The organism is Parapedobacter sp., from assembly GCF_035556095.1.
GTDB lineage: Bacteria > Bacteroidota > Bacteroidia > Sphingobacteriales > Sphingobacteriaceae > Parapedobacter.
On sequence record NZ_DATMFT010000004.1, the window covers coordinates 187,010 to 213,259 of the forward strand.

Genomic DNA, 26,250 nt, shown 5'->3' on the forward strand with positions numbered 1-26,250 from the left:
ACCGAACATGGAGAACGGTGGTTTGACTTACTTAATATTCTTTGTTCGGCTCAGCGAACCAAACATTAGTTCCCATCCCGCCCGATATCGATGCCCAGTCGGCTATGTCATCGAATCGGAGGTGCACAATGCCGCAAGTTGGGAGGTTGTAAATATTTTCATCAGCCAGGTAATTAACCAACAGCGTAAGGCCCGGATTATGTCCAAAAAAAGCTACACTATGCAGACCATCATCCAGTTCGCTGATTAACTGCAATAACGTATTGGGCAAGGCTTCGTAAATCCGCTGCTCGATCTTTATGTCATTTACGGGAATAGCCAGGTGCTCGGCAAATATCTGAGCGGTGGTAATGGCCCTTTTGGCCGGACTACTTATCAATTGTTGGGGCTTAACGGGATATTCGGCCATTCGTTTAGCCATTATAGGTGCATTTTTGAACCCACGTGAGTTGAGCGGTCGGTCGAAGTCACTCACATCGAAACTCCAATCTGACTTTGCGTGCCTAATAATGAATAAATGCTTAGCCATAATGCTCACCCCTCCCTTTATTTACCTATCAAGTACTTATAGCAACCGTCGTACCGAAAACCCTAAAAACCGCTTAGTCAACCTTTTCTTTACGAATGCTACCGCTAATTTGGCTCCATTGCAATACCTTGTGCCGTTTCGCTACGTTAATATTACACTTGGTGAACGATAGCTATCGAAGCGACGGAAAGAAAATAGCGAATATGCGACAATTATTATATTTTTGCAATCTTCTCCGTATTTGTAGCCAGTGCGTTTCAAATTTGAGAATCATATCAAGAAGATAGTCAATTCTTTTGTGGAAATAGATTTGATATACCTGTGGGTAGATGGTAATGACCCCAAATGGCAAGCCAAAAAACGGGCATTTACCGGCGTGGTGAGCGACAATTCCGAGACCAATAACAAAGGGCGCTACATCAGCAACGACGAACTGCGGTATGCGTTGCGATCGGTAGAAAAGCACGCCCCGTGGATACGGCGTATTTTTATCGTCACGGACGACCAGCAACCGGCATGGTTAAATACCAATCATCCCCGCATACAGCTGGTGAGCCATAAAGACATCATGCCGCCAGAAGCGTTACCGTGTTTTAACTCAACTGTTATCGAATATTTTCTGTATCGGATTCCGAACCTGTCCGAGCATTTTTTATTTGCCAACGATGACATGTTTTTCAACGCTGACCTTACGCCGCATTTCTTCTTTGGGGAAGAAGGGTACCCCATTGTTCGTCTAAAAAGAAAGCTTTTCGGCAGGTGGCATGCTCGATTGACAGCCTTATTTAAGGGGTTGATGGGCCAACAGCTTGGCCAATATGCGCAGAAATTAGCCGACTCCGCGCGTACAGTGGAGAAGAAATTCGGGGTATATTACTCTGGAGTACCGCATCACAATATCGATGCATTCCTTAAATCCGATTATCGGAACGCCGTAGAAGACGTGTTTGCTGATCGAATAAAGAAATCACAGTCGCATCATATTCGTACTTTTGGAGATATCCACCGCTCCGCCTTTTCATACTATGCACTGGCCATTGATCATGGTCACCTGAAATATGTAGACCGCAGGGAGGCCAGCCGCATCTTGGTTTACAAGCACGATTTCATGGCATACATCAGTCGTTACAGACCTAAGCTCTTCTGTCTGAACGACAACCAACGTGTAACGGATGACGACCGAAAAAAAATAAAACCTTTCTTGGAATCCCTATTCCCAGACAAATCAGCATTCGAGAAATAGCTAGCGATACAGATCCTTGTACCAAGCCACAAAACGCCGCACGCCATCAGCCAACACGGTATCGGGGTGATAATGGGCCGCTTCTGCCAACGCAGACGTATCCGCATACGTTGTTTTCAGATCTCCGGGCTGCATTGGATACATCGCTAATTCGGCCGTACGGCCGAAAGCAGCTTCCATAATGCGAATAAACTCCATCAAGTGAATAGGTTGTGAGTTGCCTATATTGAAAATCTGGTAGTATGGAGGCTTATCGGTAGCCGTAGGGGTATGATTACCTGCCCGCATTACGCCCTCAATGATGTCGTCGATATATGTAAAATCCCGGTGCATATCTCCCTCATTAAACACCTTGATAGGTTTACCGGAGCTAATAGCGTCAGCAAACAGCATGGGTGCCATATCTGGCCGGCCCCAAGGACCGTATACGGTAAAAAACCGCAATCCGGTGGTAGGTAATCGATACAGATGACTATAGGTGTGTGCCAACAATTCGTTGCTTCGCTTGGTGGCAGCATACAAGCTTACGGGGTGGTCTACGCGGTCGTCTTCATGAAAGGGTACTTTACTGTTGGTACCATATACCGATGAACTGGAGGCGTAAACGAAATGGTCGACCTGATGATGGCGACTACATTCCAGCATGTTGACAAATCCAACAACGTTGGATTGTACATATGCATGGGGGTTTTCCATCGAGTAACGTACTCCCGGCTGTGCGGCGAGATGGAAAACCTGATCAAACTTATGGGCAGCGAACAGTTCGGTAAGCCGATCCAAATCGGTAATGTCGGTTTTTTGAAACGTATAAGTTGGTTGGGTACGGCTTCGAATGGGTATGTTATCGTTTATGGTGTGCTGATCTATCCCACACGCCGCCAAACGCCCGTATTTCAGGTTCACATCGTAATAATCATTTATGTTGTCGATGCCCACCACTTGGTCGCCTCTCTCTAGCAACGCGTTTACCAAGTGGAAGCCAATGAAACCTGCTGCACCGGTCACTAAAATATTCATCGTTCAAAACTTGACTTTTCAGGTAATATATGGTTGAATGCATCGTTAACCGCTTGCATGGTCTTGTCGTAATTGACAATATGTTCGCTATCATTGACGCAGACCAGTTTATAGGCTTGTTCGCGTATGGCTCTGATTGCTTTTGGTGCCCTGAAAACGAGTGGAAACATCTTGGTGTCCGCGTACGTATTATATGGTACAAAATTGGAGCGGCAGATCTGCCACGTACGGAAAAGCTCTTGCGTATAATCCTCGGGGCTCCGGAAGCGGTGCGATGACATCTCGGTCAACTCTTTACCCGCATAGTCCCATACTTCTTCGAACGTTGTTTTGGTGTAAGGCTGCGCATTGTGCGGCGTCCGTAGTGTCACGAACTTTCCATACGGTTTAAGGAGTCGTGTAAGGCGCGCCTTTTTGCCATAGCTCTCATGGAACCACTTGTCGTGGTCACGCGCCATCACTTCCCGTTTGTCAAAGCGCCGGTTGATGATCTCGATGTTGTTTTTCAAACATTTACTCCAAAGCGACAATCCCATATTCATCCGGAAAGCAGCGATATCATTAGGTACGCCGTCCGTAAAAAATCGCGATTGCGGAAGGTCATTGATGATAAAAAAGTCGTCGTTGAAATAGACGAAGTGTTCGGCCAACCCCGGTATGCGGTGCAGGTAAATTTCTATCAGGCTGGAATTAAAACAGGGTAAAAATCGCTTTGGAATATAATCTTCATGATTGACCATCCGTAGTTTCGGATGGCTCGTATTTAGCCACTCCGGTTGCTGGCCACAGGTTACAAAGTGAATGTTACGTACCCAAGGCGCGAATTTTTCCACCCCACGGAACCAATACCGCAATAGCCCATGATCCCGAAAACGGGCCTCGGTCACTTCATTTTTCTTGTTGTCTATCTTACCCGAATAGGCAGCAAAGTCCTGCTTCCACTTCGGGTCGTTCATATCAACCCAGGTAATTACAAAATCGATATCCATACCGGCCCGTTAAACGTGCAAAATTAGGGATTTTATTTTTGCAGCGCATTATTCAATCAAAATCCGCTCAAACGGGATATTATGAATTTTCGCCGCATATTTCGGGAAATCGGTCTTATACATCACGCCGGTCCCTAAACTATATATCTTCTGCGCCCGCGACAGCATAAAGAAATCAACAAAAGATTTCAGATAGACCTCGCTGCCTGCATCCACCACATTATCGATGTGGACGACCTTACCAGGTATAGTGTATATGTTTTCGAGATCTTTCGCGGCGGCAATGAATGTAGTGCTGTCCGAGGTCACCAATACGGGTACTTTACTTTGTTCGGAAATCTGTTTCAGCGCATTTATGTTCTTCGTTAGCAGTTCCCGTTGATCGACCTCGGGCAGCGGCTTAAAACGATACTCTTTAAAGTCGCCCAAAAGATTCTGGAAGCGAAATACACATGCGATAAAAGCTGAATTCCCAATATTATTAAGATGCTCTTGCAAACGGTCATCCAATAGCTTTGTCGGTTTGAATAGTTCGTTGAAAAGCTGTCCCCATTCATATTGCCTGTTATACTTCTTATTGATTTTATCCAAATAATCGACCTTAGCGTACACAAACACCTGTTTTTTCAATGGAAACAGGTTGGTCAGTCGCCGTAGCGGCGGTTGCTTGCTCATGATGCGGAAACGGACGTCCCAAACCGATTCACTCAATTCGCCCGATTCGGCCACCCAATTATACGTATTGGGCATCAAAAAATGCATCAACTCCATCGGATAATTAAAGATGCATCGAAAAGGCACGTCGTTCGCCTTGGCTAACGCGTAAACACTGACAATCCCCTTAAATCTGTCAGTCAAGCCTTTGGTTTTGCGTCGACTATCCACGACCGAAATCAGCATTGGCTTTTCTACCCGGTTGGCAGAAAAGCGATAGTGCTTCAGCACCATATAGTATTCTTTCAGGCCATATGCATTGAAAAAACGGACAATTGCTTTTTTAATATTGTTACACATAACCGCTGACTCTAGAAACCGGCTAAATTTAGGCAAATTCCCCCTATAAATTAGTACTTAATACTAGTTCCATTAACGCTTTGGGGATGGCGATTATTTTTGAGCATAAAGCTACTGTCTATCAATTAATCGGAAAAGATGACTTGATTAGGTAGATACACAGATACAGCACTGTATATTGAATGACGACGCCTTACCCCCCAATTCTATTTTGCCCAAACTTGAGCGCCATAACATTACCGCTTATTGCCCTCGTCCCGTCCGGTTAGACATGAAGGTGTAGTGAGAACTTTGCACCGGACATACTACCTACTGCCCACTTGATCTTTTTCACAAGTTGTGCGCCCTACTAAAATAAATATGATCACCGTCTCGCCTTCCTACGAGAAGAACTTCTAGCTTATATAATTTAGTATAGTCAGATAATAGTGATTGAGAATCCCGCGATTGCCTTCAACTATACTTATAGTTTAAAAAAACAACCTATATTACAATCATACAAAAGACCGGCCTAGTTCGAAGAATATTCGAAACTGTTAATTAAACAGGGCTGACATTCCGCCGTCGCCATACCATTGTAGCATACTATAATATGGGTGAAGCGGGTCCCGCGCGTCGGGCAAATAAATACTTAAACCGCTGAATTCAGTAATTGGATTGTTCAAAAATGCTGTCGTACTATTTTTGTATAGAATGGTAGCATTTAGTTGTTTCATAATAACATCGTAGTCTTCTGGTTCAAAGCCTTTTCTAAGAAAATCTAAATAATCATAAGCTTTAACCCGCGAGTTTGGGTCGAAGTCCAATCGCTGAAGTACCGACTTGTCAAACCCTACTTTTAAACTTTTTGAACTCAACAAAACCTTCATCTTTCGAGCCAACAACGACAAAGAATCTGTGTCAATCAACGAAACCGTCGCAGATGCATATTCTCCTCCTAGCGACTGATAATAACTTATAAATGATTGTCCAATCTTTATCAGCTCCTCTTTTCCACCAAATAGATACTGTACGATTTGCCCATAGGGATAACTCGACGATAAAACCTCGGTTGGAGACGCCAATATGTAACGAGCATTATTTTTCATTTCGTAGATCGCTTCGATACTGGCCATAGAACAGGCGTCGAAAATAATGTACCGGAAATCGGACGGTAACGCTTGTTTTAAGTCGACAATATCCATCTCCAAACCATTGTCTTGACCAAATGATTTTAATCTTATTTCCAAGGGAGGTGCCCATGAACTCGCGTGCGACCAAAGAACCAATCCGTAAGAGGAAGCAGGACTCAGTTTTCTGGCATCGTTAACCACTCTAGACAAGAAATAAGGATCGGAGGAGTTTTCATTTCCATATATCGCAATGGTATCACTTCCGATATCCGGCGTATCGTCGGCTTTGATTTTTAGAATAACGGAAACTTCCGAACTGGTTTTTAGATATACCAATAAATTGAGTCCGTCCCGATACCCACGTTCTAATTCATTTACACTAGCTAGAGCTTCCGGCTTAAGGTCGTTATTGGCCGCAATATATATCAATACCATTTGATCATTGAACTCAAGTTCGCTTTCGCGACCTTTTTCACATCCGTACATCCATATTATTACGGCCAAAACAATTAACCAGCTCCTGCTATTAACCATACTAAAAATCAGTAAATATCCATTAGAGCATCCTTTTTCTAAAGCCGATATGTAAGCGTCAAAAAGCGTAAAATTCTATTCCTTCATACGAATAACCACCCATCGAACCCTCACTAGGATTCTTTGTATAATGATGGTCACTTTTATTTCCATTAAAGTACCGATATACCGGCATGGCTCCGCTTGACCCTGGATAAAAGGCGTAAAATGCGATTCCTTCAGACACAAACTTATTATAGCTTCCTGGAGTTCGAGTATAAAAATGATCCCCTTTACTAGCACTATAGTAACGATAAATAGGAATAGTGTTTGGATAGGCTATCATCGAGGGAGCGAAAAAACCAACCCCTTCAAAAATCCATCCATTATTCGAACCGTTTCCTAGCTCGTTGATATTCGTGGTAAAAAAATGATCGTCTGTGTTTACATGAAAATACCTGAACACTGGCGACGCTCCAAGTACAGACCCACTTGAGGGATACAGAAATTGAAAAGCGACTATATCATAACTTGAAAGTGTCGTATTAACCATATCACTGCACGATACAATTCCGGATCCGCTATTCATAATAGAATTAGGATCAGGATTACTTCCACCAGGAGTTCCTAAAATATTCACAGCATGAAATTTAGCTCCAGTACCTGGGTCAGTACCCGTTTGATTTTCACCATCAGCCTGCCAATTTGTATGCCTAAAACCTATGGCATGCCCCAATTCGTGCGCAGCCAAACCTTGGCGCTGCGCGACAGACATTCCAGCCATTTCATTAGCATTTAAATAAACTCTGGTTCCGGGTAGTCCATTCATGGGGAAAGTTGCCGCTCCACATCCACCTGTCCCGAGATTTAAATGAGAAATAAGGATATGTTGATTAGTAGATGTAGTAAGACTAAATTTCAGCCGGGTATTTATCACACTATTCCAAATTGCAAGAGCAGCGGTGATTTCGGCTGTATATGCGGACAACGAAGGATCTATTCTAACCGTGACATTGGGTTGGATATTGTATCCTACGTAATTACTCGTTCCAGATTGTTTTGTTTTAGGTCCGTCACCAAAAATTGAGAAACTGGGTTTCGCATCCTTAACAAACAAAATGTCGCCATCTACTAAGTAATAATTATCATCGATGTCTCTGATTTCAGATTCATGATAACCTAGTCTTTTGATGTATTCAATTACCGAATGATTTTCCCCATCAACCCGCCCATCTTCCAATACGGGTTCGGATTTATTACAGGTAGCAAAAAAGACAATGGACAAGAAGAATAAGCATGATCTTTTCATAATTTTCATAATTTAATAGCTTAAAAAAGTGGTTTGAAAAAAAATGTTCACCTAGCTGTTGAGCGAACATTCGTTCTAAAATTTTAAGGAAGTTACCCCTAAAACCATCAAACCCTGAATTGTACCAATTATTTTACATGCAATATCAAAATATTATAAATTTTTAACTGTAAATTTAATGTTCGTAGCGAGGCAAAATTTATTCCAAGCAGAGTATACATCTAGCTTCACTTAATACTCTTTGGTTACTAAATATATTGCGACATAATCTGTGGGTGCTTCCCAATGGAGATTGCAGCCTAGCAAACACGGAATCCGGACAAAATAATTCCGGATAGATCCAACCCATCAATCGTCACCCATCGGCTCGGCGATACGACAATTTTATCGGAATATGTATTTAGCCATACTGCCCACCAACTGAAACTGCTATTAGCGATAATATGATGTTTGCATAGGCTCATCAATTGCATATCCCGAAAACTTTCCAAGCCTGTATTCCAATCCACAAAAACGGCATTAGCCATTGGGAAGGCTATTCTGCACCAAGGGATATCATCGGAAAAAAAGATAAATCGGGGATGGTCGACATGCTGTTCGATAAAAGCGAGGGCCCGACGGTAATACTCAACGTCACAAATCCCACCCAATAGGGGATCGCCAAGGTAATCGCCTCGTCGTACATGCACACTGACTGTATTGCCGACTGAAAGTGCCTCAGCCAGTTCGATATTTCGCTGATCAGTAAATATTGGAAAACGGAGGTCAATGCGTAGTTGATCCGCAACTGGTTCAATATAGCCAATGTGCTGCCAGTATCCCCAATAGTAACGGTGCCGTCGCTCGCCAAATATTGCTCCATCATATCCAAATGGCTCTTTTTCTTCGCGATATGCTTTTTTTGTCCCATATACCCGGCGGAGCTTGCGCTGTAGCCATCTACGATCCTGCCAGTTAAAAAGCCGCCGCTCAAAAGGCGTAAGCTGAGGCAACTGAATACCGAAAATCCGTTCAAGTTCAAACCCATTATGCAATCCATAAGCGTCATAACCGGACAGGTCCGCTTTTACCTTTGGAAATGTTTGCTGTAATGCACGGAAAAATGCGTACTGGAAAAGCTGGTTACCCAAGCCCCCGAGGAATTTTACAACCTTCATTGCGTAGTATCCATTTTTTTAAACCAAAAACAACCACAGCCATAGAACTGCCTTTTCAAGAGCTCGTCAGGTGGATCGGACACCAGTCCGCCATCTTTGCCATCTTCGGGAATCAACGTAAAATTGACTAGCTCCATATCGTTGAACAAGGTCAACACCTGACGCTTATCATAGATCCGATGAGCGTTAAAACAAATAACACTCTCCCGGCCCAGCGGAACCACAAACAGTAATGACCCTCCCGGCGCAATGACTCGCTTTAGTTCGGCTATAGCCTTTAAATCACCGTCATAATCCAAAACATCGCCATATCGACCTAGCCCGATATGTTCCACGGTGTGCATACATGACAGCGATGGCACACTACTATCTTGGAAAGGCAGCCTCGTCAGGTCAGCAAACGACGAGGTTAGGTTATCCAGTATCACATCTGCAGGACGATAATCATAGAAATCAGTTGGCACGACTGCGGAGAGCATGGTGCAAAAATGCAGCGTAGAAGAAATATCGATATGGCGCTCGGGGTTGATGGATTTAATGATACGCATCGCCCAAGCAGGATGGTAGATATAATGCCTATCGAAAGCTGTTTCTCCGGTGGCGTCATCCAAACAGGGGAAAAACGAATCGCGGGATAATCGAAAACGAGCATTTGTAGCTTGCTCCTGCACTAATAAATTTTCATATTGTGAAATGAAGTGCAGTGGTAAATCTTTGCTTTTTCTTATGGCTCCTTTTCGCCAAAATCGATTAAATCGCATAGTTAACTAAGTAATGATCTCAACCAAAATTTGAAAATACGGCGCTTCTGCTTGAATGAGGTTAATGAAACCTTAAAAAGACCTCTCCTAAGCAGATAAGACGCGGCTTTCTTTTTAGGGATCGTAGAGGTCACAATCAAATACCATCGATTGAATAGTTCTTTTTCAAATATGGTCTGCGGTAACGCTCCGGATTTTAGGTTTGCCGACTTGAGCTCAACCAATAACTTATAGAAATCATCAATAGGGTGATCTTTAAACTGCCCCCATATAAGTGCTTCAAAAGTAGAAAGATAAACTTCGCTGTTTGTTATGCCAATTAGTGCCAATTGATCTTTTTTGATTTCACGCACGCGGCTCATCACCTCACGGTGTTTTACCCGGGTAATGTTATTGTTGTGTAATCGATAATAGACAAATGCTTCCTCCGTGAAAACGTGAATCCGGTAATACGCAGCCAAACGGACAAAAAGGTCATAATCTTCGGCCGGCACCTTATCCCGGTATCCGCCCAACAGCAATGCTTCTTCCCTGCGAAACATGACCGTTGAATTGACGAAAATATTATTAAAAAAGTGTTTTACCTTTAATTCTTCAGGTTTATAAGGAGGAATAAGTACCTTAATCGTCGTATTTCCATCTTCATCAATTACGACGGCGTTTCCGCCGCACAATACCACGTCCAAGTGCGTTTCCAAAAAAGCAAATTGTTTTTCCAAGCGTCCTGGAAAAGCGATATCATCACTGTCTAAAATCGCTACATATTTTCCGCGGGCTGCATTCAATGTTGCTTGGCGGGCATATGCTATCCCTTTGTTTTGCTCACTGTGGATTAGCTGGATACGGCGATCATTAAATTCGTTAACTACAGCTGCTGTATGATCGGTAGAACCATCATCGTATACGATTAGCTCAAAGTCACTGAAGGTCTGGTTTAATATACTCTGTATGGCTTCGCGGATAAATAGGGCCGCATTATATGCGGTCATGAGTACAGAAATAGTGGGGGACTCAGGGACTTTAATCATGAAAAATACGAATGATATCATCGGCAACGGAAATTTTTCGTTGCGGATCTCGCGCCTTTACAAAAGAGGCGAGCTCATCGATACTAGGGTAATCGGCTTCCCCGGTAAACAAGCGGGCGTCGTCTATCAGGATACCATGATTGAAAGGCGATTGCAAAATGACTGCTAGCTCCTCCATAATAGGTGTGTTTTTTGAACCTTTTGCTGTTACACCCGATGAATAATGCCCGTCAAGCCAAAAAAGTGCAGGCTGATCAATTTTTTCCGCCAATAGACTTTTAAGTACCACGCCACTGTCTCCCAACAAAATTTTCACGTGCGGGAAATTTTTAAATCTTTCAACCGCCCCGCTATAAAGTGATTCCCCCAGCTCTATGGAATAGACTGTTTTAAAATAACTTTTCTGCGCATCAACCATATCACCCAAATAAGTGCCGGTTTCTATGAAAATTTTGAACCCATATTTTTCGCGGTACTTGTGTACATTGTTCTGTTTGATGATATGTAGTGACGGTAAGTCTGTGTGAAAACTGATATATTCCTGATATTGGTGAAAGGCAGCCTTATTGGCCATAAATTCGCTAAAGGAATTCATCTCTTTTTTTCTTAATCGATAGTCGAATATGCTCTTTAACATCGCGTCTTTTTTTACCTGATTGCCAAAAATAGCCATTTCAGTCCAAACCGCGTTATGATGGAGGTTGAAACGGGGTTACTTTACATAGATACAAAGAAAAAAATTACCTTTGACCATGATGGAGCCTCTGGTATCGATTCTAATTCCAACCTTCAATTACGGAGATTACATTGGCGAAACCTTGACCAATGTTCTCGCCCAATCCTATGATAAGTGGGAGTGTATCGTAATGGATGACGGTTCAACGGATGAGACACCTAAAATAGTACATCAATACAGTGAAAGAGATCGTCGGATTCGATATAATAGACAATCCAACAAAGGGCTTTCCGCCGCCAGAAACAGTGCATTTCGCTTAGCCTCTGGCAAATTCATCCAATTATTGGATTCGGACGACCTCCTCTCCCCTCACAAAATTGAGCGACAGGTTGCGTTGATGGAAAATCATCCTGAAATCGGCATCTCTTATACAGACGCCGTTTACTTTCATCACGGCAACCCCAATGAATACTTTCGAAACTTCGAATACATAAAAGATGGTGAATTTGAGCTGAACGATACCCAATGGATACCTCAGGTAGATTGGACGAATCAATGCGATCTTATTGAATATCTATTTACACGGAATATTGCTCCGGTAAATAGCATGTTAATCAACAGGGATGTATTTGACCGTGTTGGGGGATTTGACGAGTCATTCACGCTTCTTGAGGATTGGCACTTCTTTTCGGTGGCCGCAGTACACGGGGTGCGCTTTTCTTATTGCGGTGATCACGATGCTTACGCAAAAGTACGCGTGCATACAGACAGTATGAGCTATAAAGGTGAAAAGTTAACTTGGCACCACATGAAAGTTTTGCGTGAAATGGAACGGAATATCCATCGTTTAAAACTACCATGTTCCTCTCCCACTAAATTGATAGCTAGCAGAGGGCGTTTATTTATCAAACAAAGCGGATTAAGTAGTATTACCAGTTTTCGTTCGCTAGCTGAATTAATAGGCTTGGGTAGGGCTGCTAAACTTTATCTTAAGGAGCTCAATGCTGCCAGAAAAAGGCGTTAACGCATATACTATATTTGTATATCCAATCCGTTTTTTAATGCCTGCAAAAAATCCAGTCCAAATCGCTGATCCGGTTCCAAATGGCAACCTTCGCCCCATTCATTCCAAGCGTTTACAAAAAGAAATTGCTCATCGCTTTCGAATCGTTCGGCCGTATAACAAGCAATTTTGCGCACCCATTCTTCAAATTCCTGCGGGGTAGCGCCATGAAAGATCGTTGCGTTTTGCTTTCTTCTAGCAGAATTATCCCACGACGGACATACGGTTCGGAACTGCTTGTAAGTAGCGGTTGCCTTTTTCAGCATATTCTCCACCAAAGCATCATAGCTATATACCTGATTATCAAAAAAACCACTTTTACACAAACTCAATTTGTGCAAAAATTTCATAATTAGGTAGCTGGCGGGAAATCTTTTGAGATATTTTGGGCCGTGGCAGCGAAAATCAGGTGCGAATTCCATTGCGGCATCGAATCCATACGCATCTGGGTCCACCCCGTTCGTAAAATTCTCCACATTGATCAAATACAAACCATCGAAACCGGCTCGTCTTACCTCTTCTCTCCAAACTTCCGCTGCGTTTTTTATTGTTGGGTGCAGCTCAGGCCGGTACATGATAAGAACCGGTTTTCCATGGATTTTGATATACCGATCGTCGCGAAAATATCGAATCAGGTAACGGATGTGTTCGCGGTCATCGTCTGCCGAGTAGTGCTGCTTCATAAGGAGATCTTGTTCACGCCCATCCCACCTGCGGCTCCAATTCTCGTTTGCCCAGCAAAGACAAAACGGCATGTCGGGCTTTTTCGCGGCCAACATCTGTTCCAAGGGTTGTTGCAAAAGCAGCTTACCATTGAACCAATAGTGATAATAGCAGAACCCATACACTCCGTGGGCTTGCGCTAGTTCTGCCTGGGCTTCCATGACACTGAGTTGCCGAAGGTCATAATACCCCAATTCTCTCGGGATATGGGGTTGGTAGTGTCCACTAAACTGAGGAGTGGCTTTGCGTACATTGGTCCATTCAGTAAAGCCTTCTCCCCACCACAAATCGTTCTCGGGAATCGGGTGATATTGTGGAAGGTACAGGGCGATGGGTTTTACACTCATTGCTGCAACACGTCAATTAATAGGTTTTTAACACGCTCAGGCGCAAAGGGCACAAGGGCCTCTTGTGCTCCTTGCGAAAGTTCGGACCATAATTGCTCATCATTATATAGAGTAAGAATAGCACTTGCGAATTCATCTGCTGTGTTTGCCCGCAGATAATGTTTCCGATCGACCAGCCCCATACCCTCAGCACCAATATCTGTGGTTACTACGGGAAGGCCAAATTCCAGACTCTGCCCGATTTTGCCTTTCATTCCAGCTCCAAAGCGAAGTGGCGCCACAAAAACACGACTTGACATGAAATAAGGTGACACATCCGCAACGTAACCGGGCACATGCACGTTATCTGACCAAAGACCTGTAACTTCCTTTGGAGGTTGGTTTCCCAACAGGTATACGGGAACTAACGGAAGCTTTTCCCATACCAACGGCATAATGTCGTTAATCAACCATTTCGCAGCATCAACGTTAGGCAAGTGATGATAACTGCCGATAAAACAAATTCCTTTCCTGCCCCCAAACACGGTATGTCCAACGTGTACTGATTGGTGAATATTTGGAATAACTGCAACATTGGAAACACCATACTCAGCTAAAAGATCAGCCTCTACATCGGTAATAGCGACAACTGTATCAGCGTCTCGTATTAGTGACAATTCACGTCTCTTCCGACGTGCCACCTTCTGTGATTGGCTCGCTTCCATAATCCCCATTTTCAGTGCTCGCTCTTCCCGTAGAAAATGAACGTCTACGGTATCATTGATCCATCGGACACCGAACTTTTTAATAAACCGTCCATAGCGCCGGTTTGTACCGGGGCGACAGACCCACGCAATGTCTACCCAAGGCATGACGCGTCTTATAACATTCTTACACGATTTCTGAAAGTTGGGTTTATTGAGCACCCAAACTCCCATGTTAACCAACGTGGAATAATAAGGTTCTTGCTGGGTATTCCTTTCGGCACAAAAAATAACATACCAGTCTAATTGCTGAAACAGCTTAATCAGTTCGAACATTCGACGAGACCCGGAATCTTGGTCGTGAGTTGGCAATATCGGTTCCACAATCAGAATAGAATTGCCACTATGCGTAAACTTCCTCGCGATAGCGGTCGAATCGGTCGTTTCGGGGAACACCTCAAAAACAGAATGCCACCGTTCTTTGAATTTCCCAGCGTTCACAAACTGATAATGCTTTGTATTTTTACCGTCTGAAATTTTACCCGAACTAATACCCTCATAATGTACCACATGCGCTAAAGGTTGATAAAAAACCTTTTTATCTAATTGGTACCTCATTCGAAACGCTAAATCGGTATCTTCATAATAAGCAGGGGCAAATATCTCATCAAAACCGCCCAATTCAACCAGATCGGCTTTCAGTGCTAACAGGCAGGCTCCCGAACAATAGTCTACCTCCCTCAAGTAATTAAAATAAATATCCTGCGGGTCTCTAAATTTACCGTAGTTCCCCGGCTCGCCCAAGTGATTGACAATCCCGCCAGCTTCTTGAAGCAGCCCAAAAGGATAGATCAACTTGGCACCAACCAACCCAGTATCAGAAAACTGATCAAACGGAACCAGTAAATTTTTTAACCAATCTGCTTGTACTTGAACGTCATTATTAAGAAAACAAACATATTTACCTTTACAATAGTCCAGTGCTTTGTTACACGATCTTAAAAAACCAATATTTTCCTTGTTTTCAATAACGCGTACATTACCGAGGGCACCCAATACACCAGCGGTCTGGTCAGTTGATAGGTCATTGACGACGATGACTTCATAGGTAACCCCCTTTGTGTTATTTAAGATCGACAACAAGCAGTTATAAGTAAATGCAATATGATTGTGCGCACAGATGACGATACTCACCTGAGGAGCATCCCACTTGGGAAACGTAAAAACATCGAACGACGAACGATCGGCCAACAATCCTTGTACCTCAAATTTGCTCACGCCTACCAACCTTTTAATGAATGATGTAAACTTAAGCCCTTTGTAAGCAGCAAATAATGATCTATTAAAGCGGAATAAACTAAGTAGTATTAAAAAAAAGCGTTGAATAACCGCGAATAAAAACGACGGCTTCAGGATTGGGGGAAACTTACCCAAAGCCTTATTTCTATAATATTTACGGGCAATGATGAGGCTTACCGTACGATTTCTGTCATCAATCCATCGGGTAATTTTATTAGCGCGCATCTGTTCAGGCTCAAATTATCGTCATACGGCGACGAAACACATTTAATACGTCAGTGATATCAATATAAGGCACTCAATATGCTAAAACGGGCTTAAATCCAATATCCGGCATTATCGAGCGTTCTACTTGAGCCTCCTCAAGCAAGTAGCTTATCCAATGATTGAAGCTGTATTTTTCTTTAATATAGGGATTCAGTTTAACATATGGCGTGCTCAAGAACGCCCTAAGCTTTTCAAATGGCTGACCTTCCCAAACAAAAATATTGTTTGGATGATAAAAATCATACTGTTTAATTTCCTTGTTAGTCGTTATTAACTTTTTGTTAAACCCGATGGCTTCAAACACCCGAAAGGATAATCCATTATGATGGGTGGTGGGAACATCCAACAAAATCTTGCTGTTGAATGCAAACCGAAGATTTTCATGGTAGGTCAAATCGCAGGGCGTAGTATCCAAATACTTAAAACTTGGCTTTCGCTTTCTGAATTTACAAATATGATATTTGACGGAAAGTCCGTACTCCTGAAGTTTCGTAATGATTTCCTCTAACTGAGAGGCTCGCCGTTTCATATATGTTCCCACATAGTAGACATCCGATTCGTGTTTCTTGCTATGGCCGACGTTAAACGAATTGGTATAAAAGTTCGTAATCGGCAACATGGACGGATACCTGACATCTTTCGGATCAAAGACAAAAAACCGATCGAAAAGACCAATCCGTTTGTATACTTCAGGAAAGCGATTTAATCCATCCCATTGGTAACCAATGGTTTTATCGGCCTTAAGACTAATCATATTAATGATGTCTTCCGAATATTGGTCTGGGCGGATCAACAAGGCATAATCTACACGGGGAATTTCGGCCAAGCGATCCAACATCTCACCCTCTACCCGCTTAAACTTGAGGTAGGTTTTATAATCCGGTTGTCCAAGAAAATTTCTATATACATATGCCTTAAGTCGCTCGCCTACGCTCCGGTATTTGAAATATCCCTGAGAAGACAACGATAAATTGAACACTTCAAAACCTTGATATCGCAATTCCTGCTCAATAATATCAGAAAAGCCATAAGCGGTCGGTGCTCCCAAAACAATCTTCTTTCCGTTAAATATCGCCATGTAACTCCGCAATTACCTCAATTAGTGATATACTTTAATCATTTAATCGCTTCAATTAACCTGCCAGCTTTTCGCTGGGCTCCCTATTTATAACGAGAATCCCATTGTTTGTGCTACTCCTCGGCAAAAAAAGAAAATGCCCACCACAACAAGTCGTCGACAGGTCGCCCGGCTTGGAGAGGAAATCGACACTACTGTTATTAACTAGAAGAAATCCTTTCTTTTCTCGTTCAACGCTTTTATGAAGCAGATAAAAAACTCCTTTGAAGGCTCTGTCTGGTAAATTTTCCGCAGGTTTGCCAACGAATTAAGATTATAATAGATCATTTTTTTTAAAGGAGCTCGCTTTTTCAGATTATTAATCTTCAACAAATACGTCTTTTGCGTGGGCGAAAGTTGCGTATTTGAGTGGATATACTGTTCAATAGACTCCCGTATCCGTATCGTAGCGATGTCCATATTTATAGACTTCTGGCTTACACTTTTGGAATGCACCCGCACCAAAGCGTACACCTCGGAACTGGCCAGATAGTGGATATTCGCTCCACTAAACACGCATCTAAGCCAGAAATCCCAGTCTTCTTTATAACATATTGATTCGTCGAACCGCAGTTTATTGCTTTTCAAAAATTGCGTGCGGATTAGCGGGCAATGTGTCGTGAATCGATTTTTGGCAACAAATTGACTGATTATTTCAAACCCCTTGCCATTCAACTTAATCGTCCATTTTCGATTTCCCGCCCTGCCAAAAAACAGTTTACTTTTATTATCATTACGAAAGTAATACACGTCCGAATAGCACATATCTACTTCATCATAGCACTTCAAAAGCGATACATGCTCAGCCAATTTGTTGGGAGTAATCAGATCATCGCCATCTAAGAAAAGTATGTAAGCACCTTCAGCATGATCAATTCCCCGATTTCTCGCCGCAGATACCCCACGGCGGGGCTGACAGTGATATTTTATCCGTCTGTCGTGTTGGGATAGCCGTTTGACAACCGCCTGCGTATCATCATTAGACCCATCGTCGATAATAAGTGCTTCCCAATGGGAATACGTCTGTTGTTGCAAGGAATCGATGGTTTCCGGCAAATAAAATCCGTAGTTGAAAACGGGTATAATTATCGTTACTAAATCCATAGACACTTAATTAAGGTTGAAAGATGGAATCAAACAGGTCAATTTAATGGTAAGCACGCGGCGGGGTAGCTATCTAATCAAATATTTTAGTATTGGTAGAAACAATCAGTTAATCGATTGACAAAGCTAGCATTTTCGATAAATTTTCAACTAAAAAAATAAAAAATCGAGAAGTATGGATTACCTAAGCAAAACGTTAACGCGTCCAACTTACTATCTGTAACCAACCGTATTTTAACCACTTTTATTTAAACAGTTGGGAAAATCAGGTTAATATCCGTACATTTATGATACGGTTCAATTATAATATTGTTATGAGGACACTCCAATTTACCGTTCCGGTGACGCCCGATAAGACTGTCATTGTACAGGAAGATACGCTCCCTCAATTCTATCCCCATTTGCATCGGCATAAAGAGGCACAATTGATTTGGATTATCAAAGGGGAAGGCACATTGATTGCCGAAAATACCATGCATTCGTTCCGACCGAATGACATCTTTATGATTGCTCCAAACCAATCGCATGTATTCAAAGGCAGACGGCAAACCACCGAGGTGGGAGGGATTCATACCATTTCTGTTTTCTACGACCCGAACGGACCCCTCGCCAATTTTCTCCAATTGCCCGAGTTGAGTCAATTGAATATGTTCCTTAAAGAATACAAAGGCGGGTTCAAGCTCCCCGATGCACATTTCCGGTCGGTCTCCAAGCACATCGGCAAGCTCAAAGAGTCCAACGATATGGATCAGATGCTCCATTTTTTGCATCTCCTACACACTTTCTGCCGGATGAACCCAAAGCCAAAGCACCTATCGACGTTTAGCAGGGAACCCGTTACCGATGGCGAAGGGATGCGTATGGGTAAAATCTATAATTATGTGCTGCAGCGCTACCAAAATGCCCTCACACTAGAGGAGGTCGCCACCGAAACCCATCTCACTCCACAGGCTTTTTGTCGATATTTCAAGAAACATACAGGCATCACGTTTGTGACATTCCTTAACGAAATGCGCATCAACCAAGCCTGCAAAAGGCTCACATCAGGCGAATTTGATAGCATCGCGATGGTGGCCTACAATTGTGGGTTTAATAGTATCACCAATTTCAACCGCGTATTTAAAAGTGTCGCTGGCACCTCCCCAAAAGAATACCTATCCAAATACCTCAGTAATATGAAATAAGCCAGATTGTTAATATCTGCATAGCATTGATTAATTAGCGGGTGGTTAGACCTGTCGGTTAGCTTTATATTTGTGCCAATCATTCCGGAATAGTCTGCGCAACTATCCGCCAATGGGAAACAACGGCGTCACAGCCGATCATTAACTAAAAAAAACATACAACAAGGATATGAGCAAAACTGAACTTTGGCGTGGCATTTATCCCGCATTACTGACGCCTTTCACCGCGGAAGGGACGATCGACTATGACATGTTTAAAAAGAATTTCCTAGCACAGATCGATGCCGGGGTCGCCGGTTTGATCATCGCTGGATCGTTGGGCGAGGTGAGCACACTGAGCACACAAGAGAAGTACGACCTGCTGGTGTTTGCCAAAGAACATGTGCCGGAGCACATACCCGTGATCCTCAACATTGCGGAACAGACCACCGCCGATGCGGTACAGGCTGCAAAGGAGGCAGAGCGGCTCGGAGCGGATGGGCTAATGCTTCTCCCCCCCATGCGTTACAAGGCGTCAGACCGGGAAGTGGTGGTGTATTTCAAAACTGTAGCGACGGCTACCAACCTATCCATTATGATCTATAATAATCCGGTAGACTATGCCACCCACGTAACCGTGGAAATGTTTGAGCAACTCGAAGTATGCCCGAATATCGACGCCGTTAAAGAATCCACGCGCGACCTGACCAACATCACGCGGATGATCAACCGCTTTGGTGACCGGTTCAAAATATTGGGCGGCGTGGATACCATTGCACTGGAGAGCCAGCTGGTGGGTGCACATGGCTCGGTAGCGGGTTTAGTCGATGCGTTTCCGCGTGAGACAGTGGCTATTTACCGGCTAGCTGAAGCGGGCCGTCTAGATGAGGCGTTGGCGATATACCGTTGGTTTATGCCGTTATTGGAACTTGATATCCATCCACGGCTGGTGCAATACATTAAACTCGCGGCAACCGCTGAAGGACTGAGCAATGAATACGTACGCGCACCGCGCCTGCCATTAGCCGGCGAAGAGTTGGCCCGCGTACAAAAAATCATTAAAGATGCTATTGCGACTCGCCCGGTATTGCCAGATTACTTAAATTTACCGACCCGGACAACAATTGAACAAGCGTCATGAGCGAAAACATCCCCATTCAGGAAATCGATCCCTACATATTGCGGGCACAGGAGGCATTTTTAGGCTTCAAGAAATTAAACATCAAGGAGCGGGCAGCATTCATGCATGCCGTTGCCGACGAAATCGAAGCGCTCGGTACCGAATTGATTGCTGCCGCCCAATCGGAAACTAGTCTTCCGGAAGCACGCCTTGTTGGTGAGAAGGCGCGTACCGTTAACCAGTGGCGGGCCTATGCGGATGCGCTGGTGAACAGCAACGTACTACCCGTACAGATTGACACAGCGATTCCCGACCGTACGCCTCCCAAACCCGACATCCGCAAGACCTATACCGGACTCGGTGTGGTGGTTGTATTTGGGGCGAGCAATTTCCCATTCGCATTTTCGACCGCCGGTGGCGACACAGCGTCGGCCATCGCCGCTGGATGTTCGGTTATCTTCAAAAGCCATTCCGGCCACCCCACAACCTCAGCCATCATGGCCGGTGCGATTGAACGGGCAGTGGAGAAGGCAGGGATGCCACGCGGTCTTTTTGTGGCAATCGCTACCGATGGTGCCACAGGCGGCCAATACTTGGTGAAACACCCACTCGTCAAAGCCGTCGGCTTTACGGGCTCACTCTATGGGGGCAGGACACTGTTCGACCTCGCCAGCCAACGGCCGGAGCCGATACCGGTATTTGCCGAAATGGGAAGCGTAAACCCCGTCTTCCTGCTACCTGGGCGCTTAGCTGCCGCAGCCGAAGAAGTTGCCACGCAGTATGCCGGTTCCCTCACGTTGGGCGTAGGCCAGTTCTGTACTAACCCCGGCATCCTTGTAGCTCCAAAGAATGCGGAGCTGCCGCGTTTCCTCAACACCTTAAAGACACAGATCGGCCAAGTGGCTCCGGCCCAGATGCTACACCAAGGCATCGCGGCATCATACCATAAAAACAAGGCCGATTTGTTGGGCCAGGCAGGTGTCGACGTATTGGTTGCGGTAGACGAGGACAACCCCGAAACCCACGGTAACGCCACGGTGGCCACGGTTTCAGCACAGGCTTTCTTAGCCAACCCGAAACTGGGTGACGAAGTATTCGGACCTTTTGGCCTCGTGGTTACCTATGAGAACCAAGCAGAAGCCGTAGCCATCGCCAATCAACTCGAAGGACAACTAACCGCAACGGTATTAGGAGACCCCGCAGAACTGGATCAACATACAGCGTTGATTGAAGCGCTAACCGAAAAATGTGGCCGCTTGCTGCTCAACGGCTTCCCCACAGGCGTGGAAGTTTGCGGTGCAATGCAACATGGTGGTCCCTACCCGGCTTCTACAGACAGCCGATTCACTTCGGTGGGGCCCGATGCCATCAAGCGCTTCGCCCGGCCCATCAGTTACCAGAACTGGCCCGACGGAACGTTGCCCGATGAACTCAAAAACGGCAACCCGCTGGGCATCTGGCGTACGGTGAATGGTGAGTTGACCAGAGGGAGCAAAGATGGAAGGATGGAAGGCGAGGTAGGATAAACGTTCAACGAATAAAAAACAAAGAGCAAAAGACAGCTTGTGAGAAAAACATTCTTCTGTATCGACGCCCACACCTGTGGAAATCCGGTACGACTCGTAGCTGGGGGCGGCCCACAATTGAGTGGCAATAGCATGATGGAGCGCCGATTACATTTCCTAGCCGAATACGATTGGATACGGAAGGGACTGATGTTCGAGCCACGTGGCCACGACATGATGAGCGGCAGTATCCTCTACCCCCCCCGCCGACCCAGCCAACGACATAGGCGTTCTGTATATCGAAACGAGTGGATGCTTACCCATGTGCGGCCATGGCACCATCGGCACAGTTACCATCGCCATTGAAGAAGGATTGATTATTCCGAGAACGCCGGGCAAACTGCGGCTAGAAACACCAGCGGGACTGGTATTAATTGAATATGTGCAGGAAGGTAAAAAGGTTAAGTCGGTGAAACTAACCAACATCAGGTCTTTTCTGGCCGCCGAAGGATTGACCGTGGAATGCCCCGGACTGGGCACGTTAGCCGTTGATGTAGCGTATGGTGGGAATTTCTATGCCATTATCGATCCCCAGGCGAACTTCCCGGGACTGGAACATTACTCGGCCGATCAACTGATCGGTTGGAGCCGGATATTGCGTAGTCAACTCAACGACCAATACACATTCGTACACCCGGAAAATGAAAACATCAACGGATTGAGCCATATCCAGTGGACGGGAGCAACACTCGACCCCACATCCACAGCTCGAAATGCGGTATTTTACGGCGACAAGGCTATCGATCGATCGCCCTGCGGTACCGGCACTTCCGCGCGGATGGCGCAATGGCATGCCAAGGGCAAGCTTAGGGCAGGCGACAAATTCGTACATGAAAGCATCATTGGTTCCAAATTTGTCGGCACGGTCGAAGAAGAAATAGCCGACGCTTTCGGCGACGGAAAGCCGGCCATCGTTCCAGGAATCGAAGGCTGGGCCATGGTGACGGGATACAATACCATCATTATAGACGACGATGACCCGTATGCGCATGGGTTTCAAGTCATCTAGTCGTAAGTCATCAGTTGTCAGTTGTCATCAGTCAATGCTGTTAGTTTTTAAAACCTCACAATAAGGAATGTCCGCTCATAATCAATCCACTGCAACTCCGCCCCTAGGAAGTGTCCTCGTGGTGGGTGGCGGTATTGTTGGACTCGCATCCGCTTATTACCTGGCCAAAGATGGCTGGAAAGTGACCGTGGTAGATCGTGGCGACTTTACCGGTAATTGCTCCTACGGCAGTGCCGGCATGATCGTGCCTAGCCATTTTACGCCACTGGCAGCACCAGGCATTGTAATGCAAGGCATTAAATGGTTATTCGATAGCCGGAGTCCATTTCTTCTAAGGCCTTCCCCCAGCCTTTCGATGATTTCATGGGGACTGAAATTCATGGGGCATGCCAACGAAAAGCATGTAACGCGGTCGGCGCCCCACATCCTGGCACTGAACAACCTCAGCAGAGACCTTTACGACGGCCTAGCAGCCAAATTGGGCAACGATTTCGGCCTAGAACACCGAGGTATCCTTATGCTCTGCAAGACGGAAAAGGCGTTTGAAGAAGAAGTTCATCTGGCCGAAAAAGCTAGGGCATTGGGCCTTAAGGTAGACGTATTGAACCGGGAACAGATGCAGACCGTTGAACCCAACGTCATGCTGGATGTTTTTGGGGCCACCCACTTTCTCAGCGATTCCCATCTCTATCCACCGGCATTGATGTCCCTTCTCCTCCAGCGGCTCAAGCAGTTGGGCGTGACGCTCATCCCCCATACGGAAGTGACCGGCTTTGTTCGTCATAGTGGCAAAATCACAAAATTGCTCACTAATAACGGCGAATATTCGGCAGACACAGTGGTACTTACCGGTGGTGCGTGGTTGGGCCAGTTGGCAAGAAAAGCGGGCATAACCATCCCGATGATGCCGGGCAAAGGCTACTCGTTCATGACGTCGGCGTTTGAGGGGAAACTGAAACATCCGGCGCTGTTAATCGAAGCTCGTGTGGCGCTGACCCCCATGGGTGGCCAAGTGCGTATCGGCGGAACCATGGAACTTGCTCCGATTAATCACCGCATCAACAGGAAACGGGTAGAAGGTATCGTGAGCGCCGTGCCGCAGTATTATTCGGAATACAGGCTACAGATGCCTGACGAAAAAAACATTTGGCATGGATTCCGGCCATGTTCACCGGATGGACTTCCCTATCTCGGCCGCTCGAAGTCAATTTCCAATCTGATTGTTGCGGGTGGAATGGGCATGATGGGTCTCAGCCTTGGGCCGGCGGCCGGCAAAATCGTATCCGAAGTTGCCCGGCAAGCAAAACCATCCACCAGCATTCAATTGTTCGACCCGGAACGGTTTAATTGATCCCCTCACCCCTCACCGAACAACTCGGCAAACGTCTTCTCCAGCGCAAACAGCTCATCGCGTAGTTTGGCCGCTTGCAGGAAATCCATCTCCTTAGCTGCTTTGTTCATGTCTCGACGCACCTTTTCGATAGCCTGCTGCAACTGTGGCTTGCTCATGTATTGCACCAGCGGATCGGCGGCGATACTGCTCGTCGGCTCGGGCTCCACATAAATCTTGGCATCTCCGCCTTTAAAATCGGCCACCGATGTCTGTTCTAGGATCGCCTCGCGCGATTTGCCGACCGTCCGAGGTGTTATGCCATGCTCCTCATTATACCTGATCTGCTTATCGCGGCGCCGGTTGGTTTCATCGATCGTAACCCGCATGCTTTCCGTAATGGTATCGGCATACATAATTACACGACCTTTATCGTTACGGGCGGCACGGCCGATGGTTTGGATTAGCGACCGCTCCGAACGTAGGAATCCTTCCTTATCGGCATCTAATATGGCTACCAGCGTTACTTCTGGCAGGTCCAGTCCTTCCCGTAGCAAGTTGATGCCTACTAATACATCAAATTCGCCGAGCCGCAATCCACGCAAAATCTCCACCCGTTCCAGCGTCTTGATTTCCGAATGGATGTATCGTACGCGGATTCCCAACTTGGCCATGTACTTCGTGAGCTCCTCGGACATGCGCTTGGTAAGTGTGGTCACCAATATCCTTCCACCTTCTTTGGTTACCCGGTCCACTTCATCCAATAGGTCATCCACCTGGTTGATGACCGGACGTATTTCAATCATCGGATCGAGCAGCCCCGTCGGCCGGATCACCTGTTCGACCACCACGCCTTCCGTTTGTTGCAGTTCATAATCGCCCGGTGTGGCGCTCACGTATACGGTTTGACCGACGACTGATTCGAATTCGGGGAAATTCAGCGGACGGTTATCCAATGCTGCCGGCAGGCGGAACCCGTATTCTACCAACGACAATTTCCGCGAGCGGTCGCCGCCATACATGGCTCGTATTTGCGGAATCGTGACATGACTTTCGTCGATGACCGTCAAGTAATCATCGGGGAAATAGTCCAGCAAGCAGAACGGGCGCATACCCGGCTGCCGTCCATCAAAAAAACGCGAATAATTCTCGATGCCGCTGCAATAGCCCAGTTCGCGCATCATCTCCAGATCATAATTAACCCGCTCTTCAAGCCGCTTGGCTTCCAACGGTTTCCCATCCAGCAACAATTGCTCTTTGCGTAATTCGAGCTCCTCGCCTATCGCCCACAGCGATTGGGTGAATTTTTCTTTTGGCGTGACGAACAGGTTCGCCGGAAACAGTGCCATGTCTTCCATTTTTTCCAGCGTTTTGCCCGAAATGGGATCGATGACACTGAGTTCGTCTATTTCGTCGCCGAAAAAGGAAATACGGTAGGCTTCATCCATGTAAGCGGGGAAAATATCGACCGTATCGCCTTTCACACGGAAAGTGCCTCGTTTGAAATCTGTGGTGGTGCGTGAATATAATATTTCAACCAACCGATGCAAAAAAGCATTCCGGCTAATGACGGTACCCACGGCAAAGCGGAACACCGAGCGCGAAAAATCCTCTGGATTACCCATACCATAGATACACGATACCGACGAAACCACAATCACATCGCGCCTGCCCGACATCAGTGCCGATGTGGTACGAAGCCGGAGTTTCTCGATCTCGTCATTGATGGCCAAATCTTTTTCGATATAGGTATTGGATGAAGCAATGTACGCTTCCGGTTGGTAATAATCGTAATAGGAAACGAAGTAATTGACGGCATTTTCGGGAAAAAACTGCTTAAATTCACCATATAGCTGTGCCGCCAACGTCTTGTTATGGCTCAATATCAGTGTGGGCCGCTGGGTCTGCTGGATGAGGTTGGCCACGGTGAAGGTCTTTCCCGACCCGGTTACGCCAAGCAGGGTTTGGTATGTTTCGCCCGCATTGACGCCGTCGACCAATTGGCGGATGGCTTCGGGCTGGTCGCCCGTGGGCATATATTCGGATGTGAGTTTGAATTTCATGCAGTACGGACTTTTTAAGAAACCAAGCGAGACGTGGATTGTTTCACCG

23 protein-coding genes are annotated in these 26,250 nt (G+C 45.5%); 8 read left to right on the forward strand and 15 right to left on the reverse strand.

The window, feature by feature from the left end; all coding sequences use genetic code 11:
- Positions 1-31: 31 nt before the first annotated feature.
- Positions 32-529: a SixA phosphatase family protein gene (locus VNQ80_RS01710; RefSeq protein ID WP_325635684.1), complete on the reverse strand. Its 498-nt coding sequence runs from the start codon at positions 527-529 to the stop codon at positions 32-34.
- A gap of 298 nt (positions 530-827) precedes the next feature.
- On the opposite strand from VNQ80_RS01710, the gene VNQ80_RS01715 reads away from it, so the two are divergent.
- Entirely contained in the window at positions 828-1,772 is a 945-nt protein-coding gene (locus VNQ80_RS01715; protein ID WP_325635685.1) for a Stealth CR1 domain-containing protein, read from the forward strand.
- Here VNQ80_RS01715 and VNQ80_RS01720 read toward each other — a convergent pair whose 3' ends face one another.
- The 9 genes from VNQ80_RS01720 to VNQ80_RS01760 all read right to left on the reverse strand — a co-directional run bounded on the left by VNQ80_RS01720 (position 1,773) and on the right by VNQ80_RS01760 (position 11,345).
- Positions 1,773-2,789, reverse strand: a complete 1,017-nt coding sequence (locus tag VNQ80_RS01720) for an NAD-dependent epimerase/dehydratase family protein (protein ID WP_325635686.1) — start codon at positions 2,787-2,789, stop codon at positions 1,773-1,775.
- On the reverse strand, positions 2,786-3,778 hold the full coding sequence (locus VNQ80_RS01725; RefSeq protein ID WP_325635687.1) for a Stealth CR1 domain-containing protein: 993 nt from the start codon (positions 3,776-3,778) through the stop codon (positions 2,786-2,788). Before VNQ80_RS01725 ends, VNQ80_RS01720 begins: the two co-directional genes overlap by 4 nt.
- A gap of 48 nt (positions 3,779-3,826) precedes the next feature.
- On the reverse strand, positions 3,827-4,792 hold the full coding sequence (locus VNQ80_RS01730; protein WP_325635688.1) for a hypothetical protein: 966 nt from the start codon (positions 4,790-4,792) through the stop codon (positions 3,827-3,829).
- 536 nt (positions 4,793-5,328) lie between these two features.
- A complete protein-coding gene (locus tag VNQ80_RS01735) occupies positions 5,329-6,438 on the reverse strand; it encodes a clostripain-related cysteine peptidase (RefSeq protein ID WP_325635689.1) in 1,110 nt (369 codons plus the stop codon).
- 58 nt (positions 6,439-6,496) lie between these two features.
- Complete coding sequence (locus tag VNQ80_RS01740) at positions 6,497-7,726, reverse strand: M57 family metalloprotease (RefSeq protein WP_325635690.1); 1,230 nt, start codon at positions 7,724-7,726, stop codon at positions 6,497-6,499.
- 299 nt (positions 7,727-8,025) lie between these two features.
- On the reverse strand, positions 8,026-8,883 hold the full coding sequence (locus tag VNQ80_RS01745) for an alpha-1,2-fucosyltransferase (protein WP_325635691.1): 858 nt from the start codon (positions 8,881-8,883) through the stop codon (positions 8,026-8,028).
- Positions 8,880-9,644, reverse strand: a complete 765-nt coding sequence (locus VNQ80_RS01750; RefSeq protein ID WP_325635693.1) for a DUF268 domain-containing protein — start codon at positions 9,642-9,644, stop codon at positions 8,880-8,882. The genes VNQ80_RS01745 and VNQ80_RS01750 overlap by 4 nt, the downstream gene beginning before the upstream one ends.
- 2 nt (positions 9,645-9,646) lie before the next feature.
- Positions 9,647-10,693 (reverse strand): glycosyltransferase family 2 protein, encoded by a 1,047-nt coding sequence (locus VNQ80_RS01755; protein ID WP_325635695.1) that lies wholly within the window; start codon positions 10,691-10,693, stop codon positions 9,647-9,649.
- Positions 10,665-11,345 (reverse strand): hypothetical protein, encoded by a 681-nt coding sequence (locus VNQ80_RS01760; RefSeq protein WP_325635697.1) that lies wholly within the window; start codon positions 11,343-11,345, stop codon positions 10,665-10,667. The genes VNQ80_RS01755 and VNQ80_RS01760 overlap by 29 nt, the downstream gene beginning before the upstream one ends.
- 79 nt (positions 11,346-11,424) lie before the next feature.
- On the opposite strand from VNQ80_RS01760, the gene VNQ80_RS01765 reads away from it, so the two are divergent.
- Positions 11,425-12,372, forward strand: coding sequence for a glycosyltransferase family 2 protein (locus VNQ80_RS01765; RefSeq protein ID WP_325635699.1), 948 nt, complete (start codon positions 11,425-11,427; stop codon positions 12,370-12,372).
- Between the two features lie 8 nt (positions 12,373-12,380).
- Here VNQ80_RS01765 and VNQ80_RS01770 read toward each other — a convergent pair whose 3' ends face one another.
- The 4 genes from VNQ80_RS01770 to VNQ80_RS01785 form a co-directional block, all read right to left on the reverse strand.
- Positions 12,381-13,481, reverse strand: a complete 1,101-nt coding sequence (locus VNQ80_RS01770; RefSeq protein ID WP_325635701.1) for a glycoside hydrolase family 99-like domain-containing protein — start codon at positions 13,479-13,481, stop codon at positions 12,381-12,383.
- Positions 13,478-15,688 carry a glycosyltransferase gene (locus VNQ80_RS01775; protein ID WP_325635703.1) on the reverse strand — a complete coding sequence of 737 codons (2,211 nt, stop codon included), beginning with the start codon at positions 15,686-15,688 and terminating at the stop codon, positions 13,478-13,480. The genes VNQ80_RS01770 and VNQ80_RS01775 overlap by 4 nt, the downstream gene beginning before the upstream one ends.
- A gap of 73 nt (positions 15,689-15,761) precedes the next feature.
- Positions 15,762-16,808: a hypothetical protein gene (locus VNQ80_RS01780; RefSeq protein ID WP_325635705.1), complete on the reverse strand. Its 1,047-nt coding sequence runs from the start codon at positions 16,806-16,808 to the stop codon at positions 15,762-15,764.
- A 204-nt stretch (positions 16,809-17,012) separates the two neighbouring features.
- Positions 17,013-17,951, reverse strand: coding sequence for a glycosyltransferase family 2 protein (locus VNQ80_RS01785; protein ID WP_325635707.1), 939 nt, complete (start codon positions 17,949-17,951; stop codon positions 17,013-17,015).
- A 314-nt stretch (positions 17,952-18,265) separates the two neighbouring features.
- On the opposite strand from VNQ80_RS01785, the gene VNQ80_RS01790 reads away from it, so the two are divergent.
- From VNQ80_RS01790 to VNQ80_RS01815, 6 genes are all read left to right on the forward strand, one after another.
- Complete coding sequence (locus VNQ80_RS01790; RefSeq protein ID WP_325635709.1) at positions 18,266-19,135, forward strand: AraC family transcriptional regulator; 870 nt, start codon at positions 18,266-18,268, stop codon at positions 19,133-19,135.
- 169 nt (positions 19,136-19,304) lie between these two features.
- Positions 19,305-20,255 carry a dihydrodipicolinate synthase family protein gene (locus tag VNQ80_RS01795; protein ID WP_325635711.1) on the forward strand — a complete coding sequence of 317 codons (951 nt, stop codon included), beginning with the start codon at positions 19,305-19,307 and terminating at the stop codon, positions 20,253-20,255.
- Positions 20,252-21,760, forward strand: a complete 1,509-nt coding sequence (locus tag VNQ80_RS01800) for an aldehyde dehydrogenase (NADP(+)) (protein ID WP_325635713.1) — start codon at positions 20,252-20,254, stop codon at positions 21,758-21,760. Before VNQ80_RS01795 ends, VNQ80_RS01800 begins: the two co-directional genes overlap by 4 nt.
- Before the next feature lie 39 nt (positions 21,761-21,799).
- On the forward strand, positions 21,800-22,105 hold the full coding sequence (locus VNQ80_RS01805; protein ID WP_325635715.1) for a proline racemase family protein: 306 nt from the start codon (positions 21,800-21,802) through the stop codon (positions 22,103-22,105).
- Positions 22,038-22,808, forward strand: a complete 771-nt coding sequence (locus VNQ80_RS01810) for a 4-hydroxyproline epimerase (RefSeq protein ID WP_325635781.1) — start codon at positions 22,038-22,040, stop codon at positions 22,806-22,808. The genes VNQ80_RS01805 and VNQ80_RS01810 overlap by 68 nt, the downstream gene beginning before the upstream one ends.
- A 67-nt stretch (positions 22,809-22,875) precedes the next feature.
- Positions 22,876-24,159: an NAD(P)/FAD-dependent oxidoreductase gene (locus VNQ80_RS01815; protein WP_325635717.1), complete on the forward strand. Its 1,284-nt coding sequence runs from the start codon at positions 22,876-22,878 to the stop codon at positions 24,157-24,159.
- Positions 24,160-24,164: 5 nt separating this feature from the next.
- Here the strand turns inward: VNQ80_RS01815 and uvrB are convergent, their stop codons facing one another.
- Positions 24,165-26,201, reverse strand: coding sequence for an excinuclease ABC subunit UvrB (gene uvrB / locus VNQ80_RS01820; protein WP_325635719.1), 2,037 nt, complete (start codon positions 26,199-26,201; stop codon positions 24,165-24,167).
- Between the last annotated feature and the right edge of the window lie 49 nt (positions 26,202-26,250).

Bases quoted from the DNA above. Each gene is read 5' to 3' on its own strand.
- VNQ80_RS01770 (WP_325635701.1), bottom strand. From the start codon at position 13,481: ATGAGTGTAAAACCCATCGCCCTGTACCTTCCACAATATCACCCGATT.
- VNQ80_RS01760 (WP_325635697.1), bottom strand. From the start codon at position 11,345: ATGGCTATTTTTGGCAATCAGGTAAAAAAAGACGCGATGTTAAAGAGC.
- VNQ80_RS01750 (WP_325635693.1), bottom strand. From the start codon at position 9,644: ATGCGATTTAATCGATTTTGGCGAAAAGGAGCCATAAGAAAAAGCAAA.
- VNQ80_RS01730 (WP_325635688.1), bottom strand. From the start codon at position 4,792: ATGTGTAACAATATTAAAAAAGCAATTGTCCGTTTTTTCAATGCATAT.
- VNQ80_RS01725 (WP_325635687.1), bottom strand. From the start codon at position 3,778: ATGGATATCGATTTTGTAATTACCTGGGTTGATATGAACGACCCGAAG.
- VNQ80_RS01745 (WP_325635691.1), bottom strand. From the start codon at position 8,883: ATGAAGGTTGTAAAATTCCTCGGGGGCTTGGGTAACCAGCTTTTCCAG.
- uvrB (WP_325635719.1), bottom strand. From the start codon at position 26,201: ATGAAATTCAAACTCACATCCGAATATATGCCCACGGGCGACCAGCCC.
- VNQ80_RS01755 (WP_325635695.1), bottom strand. From the start codon at position 10,693: ATGATATCATTCGTATTTTTCATGATTAAAGTCCCTGAGTCCCCCACT.
- VNQ80_RS01815 (WP_325635717.1), top strand. From the start codon at position 22,876: ATGTCCGCTCATAATCAATCCACTGCAACTCCGCCCCTAGGAAGTGTC.
- VNQ80_RS01785 (WP_325635707.1), bottom strand. From the start codon at position 17,951: ATGGATTTAGTAACGATAATTATACCCGTTTTCAACTACGGATTTTAT.
- VNQ80_RS01765 (WP_325635699.1), top strand. From the start codon at position 11,425: ATGATGGAGCCTCTGGTATCGATTCTAATTCCAACCTTCAATTACGGA.
- VNQ80_RS01800 (WP_325635713.1), top strand. From the start codon at position 20,252: ATGAGCGAAAACATCCCCATTCAGGAAATCGATCCCTACATATTGCGG.
- VNQ80_RS01710 (WP_325635684.1), bottom strand. From the start codon at position 529: ATGGCTAAGCATTTATTCATTATTAGGCACGCAAAGTCAGATTGGAGT.
- VNQ80_RS01795 (WP_325635711.1), top strand. From the start codon at position 19,305: ATGAGCAAAACTGAACTTTGGCGTGGCATTTATCCCGCATTACTGACG.
- VNQ80_RS01720 (WP_325635686.1), bottom strand. From the start codon at position 2,789: ATGAATATTTTAGTGACCGGTGCAGCAGGTTTCATTGGCTTCCACTTG.
- VNQ80_RS01780 (WP_325635705.1), bottom strand. From the start codon at position 16,808: ATGGCGATATTTAACGGAAAGAAGATTGTTTTGGGAGCACCGACCGCT.
- VNQ80_RS01775 (WP_325635703.1), bottom strand. From the start codon at position 15,688: ATGCGCGCTAATAAAATTACCCGATGGATTGATGACAGAAATCGTACG.
- VNQ80_RS01735 (WP_325635689.1), bottom strand. From the start codon at position 6,438: ATGGTTAATAGCAGGAGCTGGTTAATTGTTTTGGCCGTAATAATATGG.
- VNQ80_RS01740 (WP_325635690.1), bottom strand. From the start codon at position 7,726: ATGAAAAGATCATGCTTATTCTTCTTGTCCATTGTCTTTTTTGCTACC.
- VNQ80_RS01790 (WP_325635709.1), top strand. From the start codon at position 18,266: ATGAGGACACTCCAATTTACCGTTCCGGTGACGCCCGATAAGACTGTC.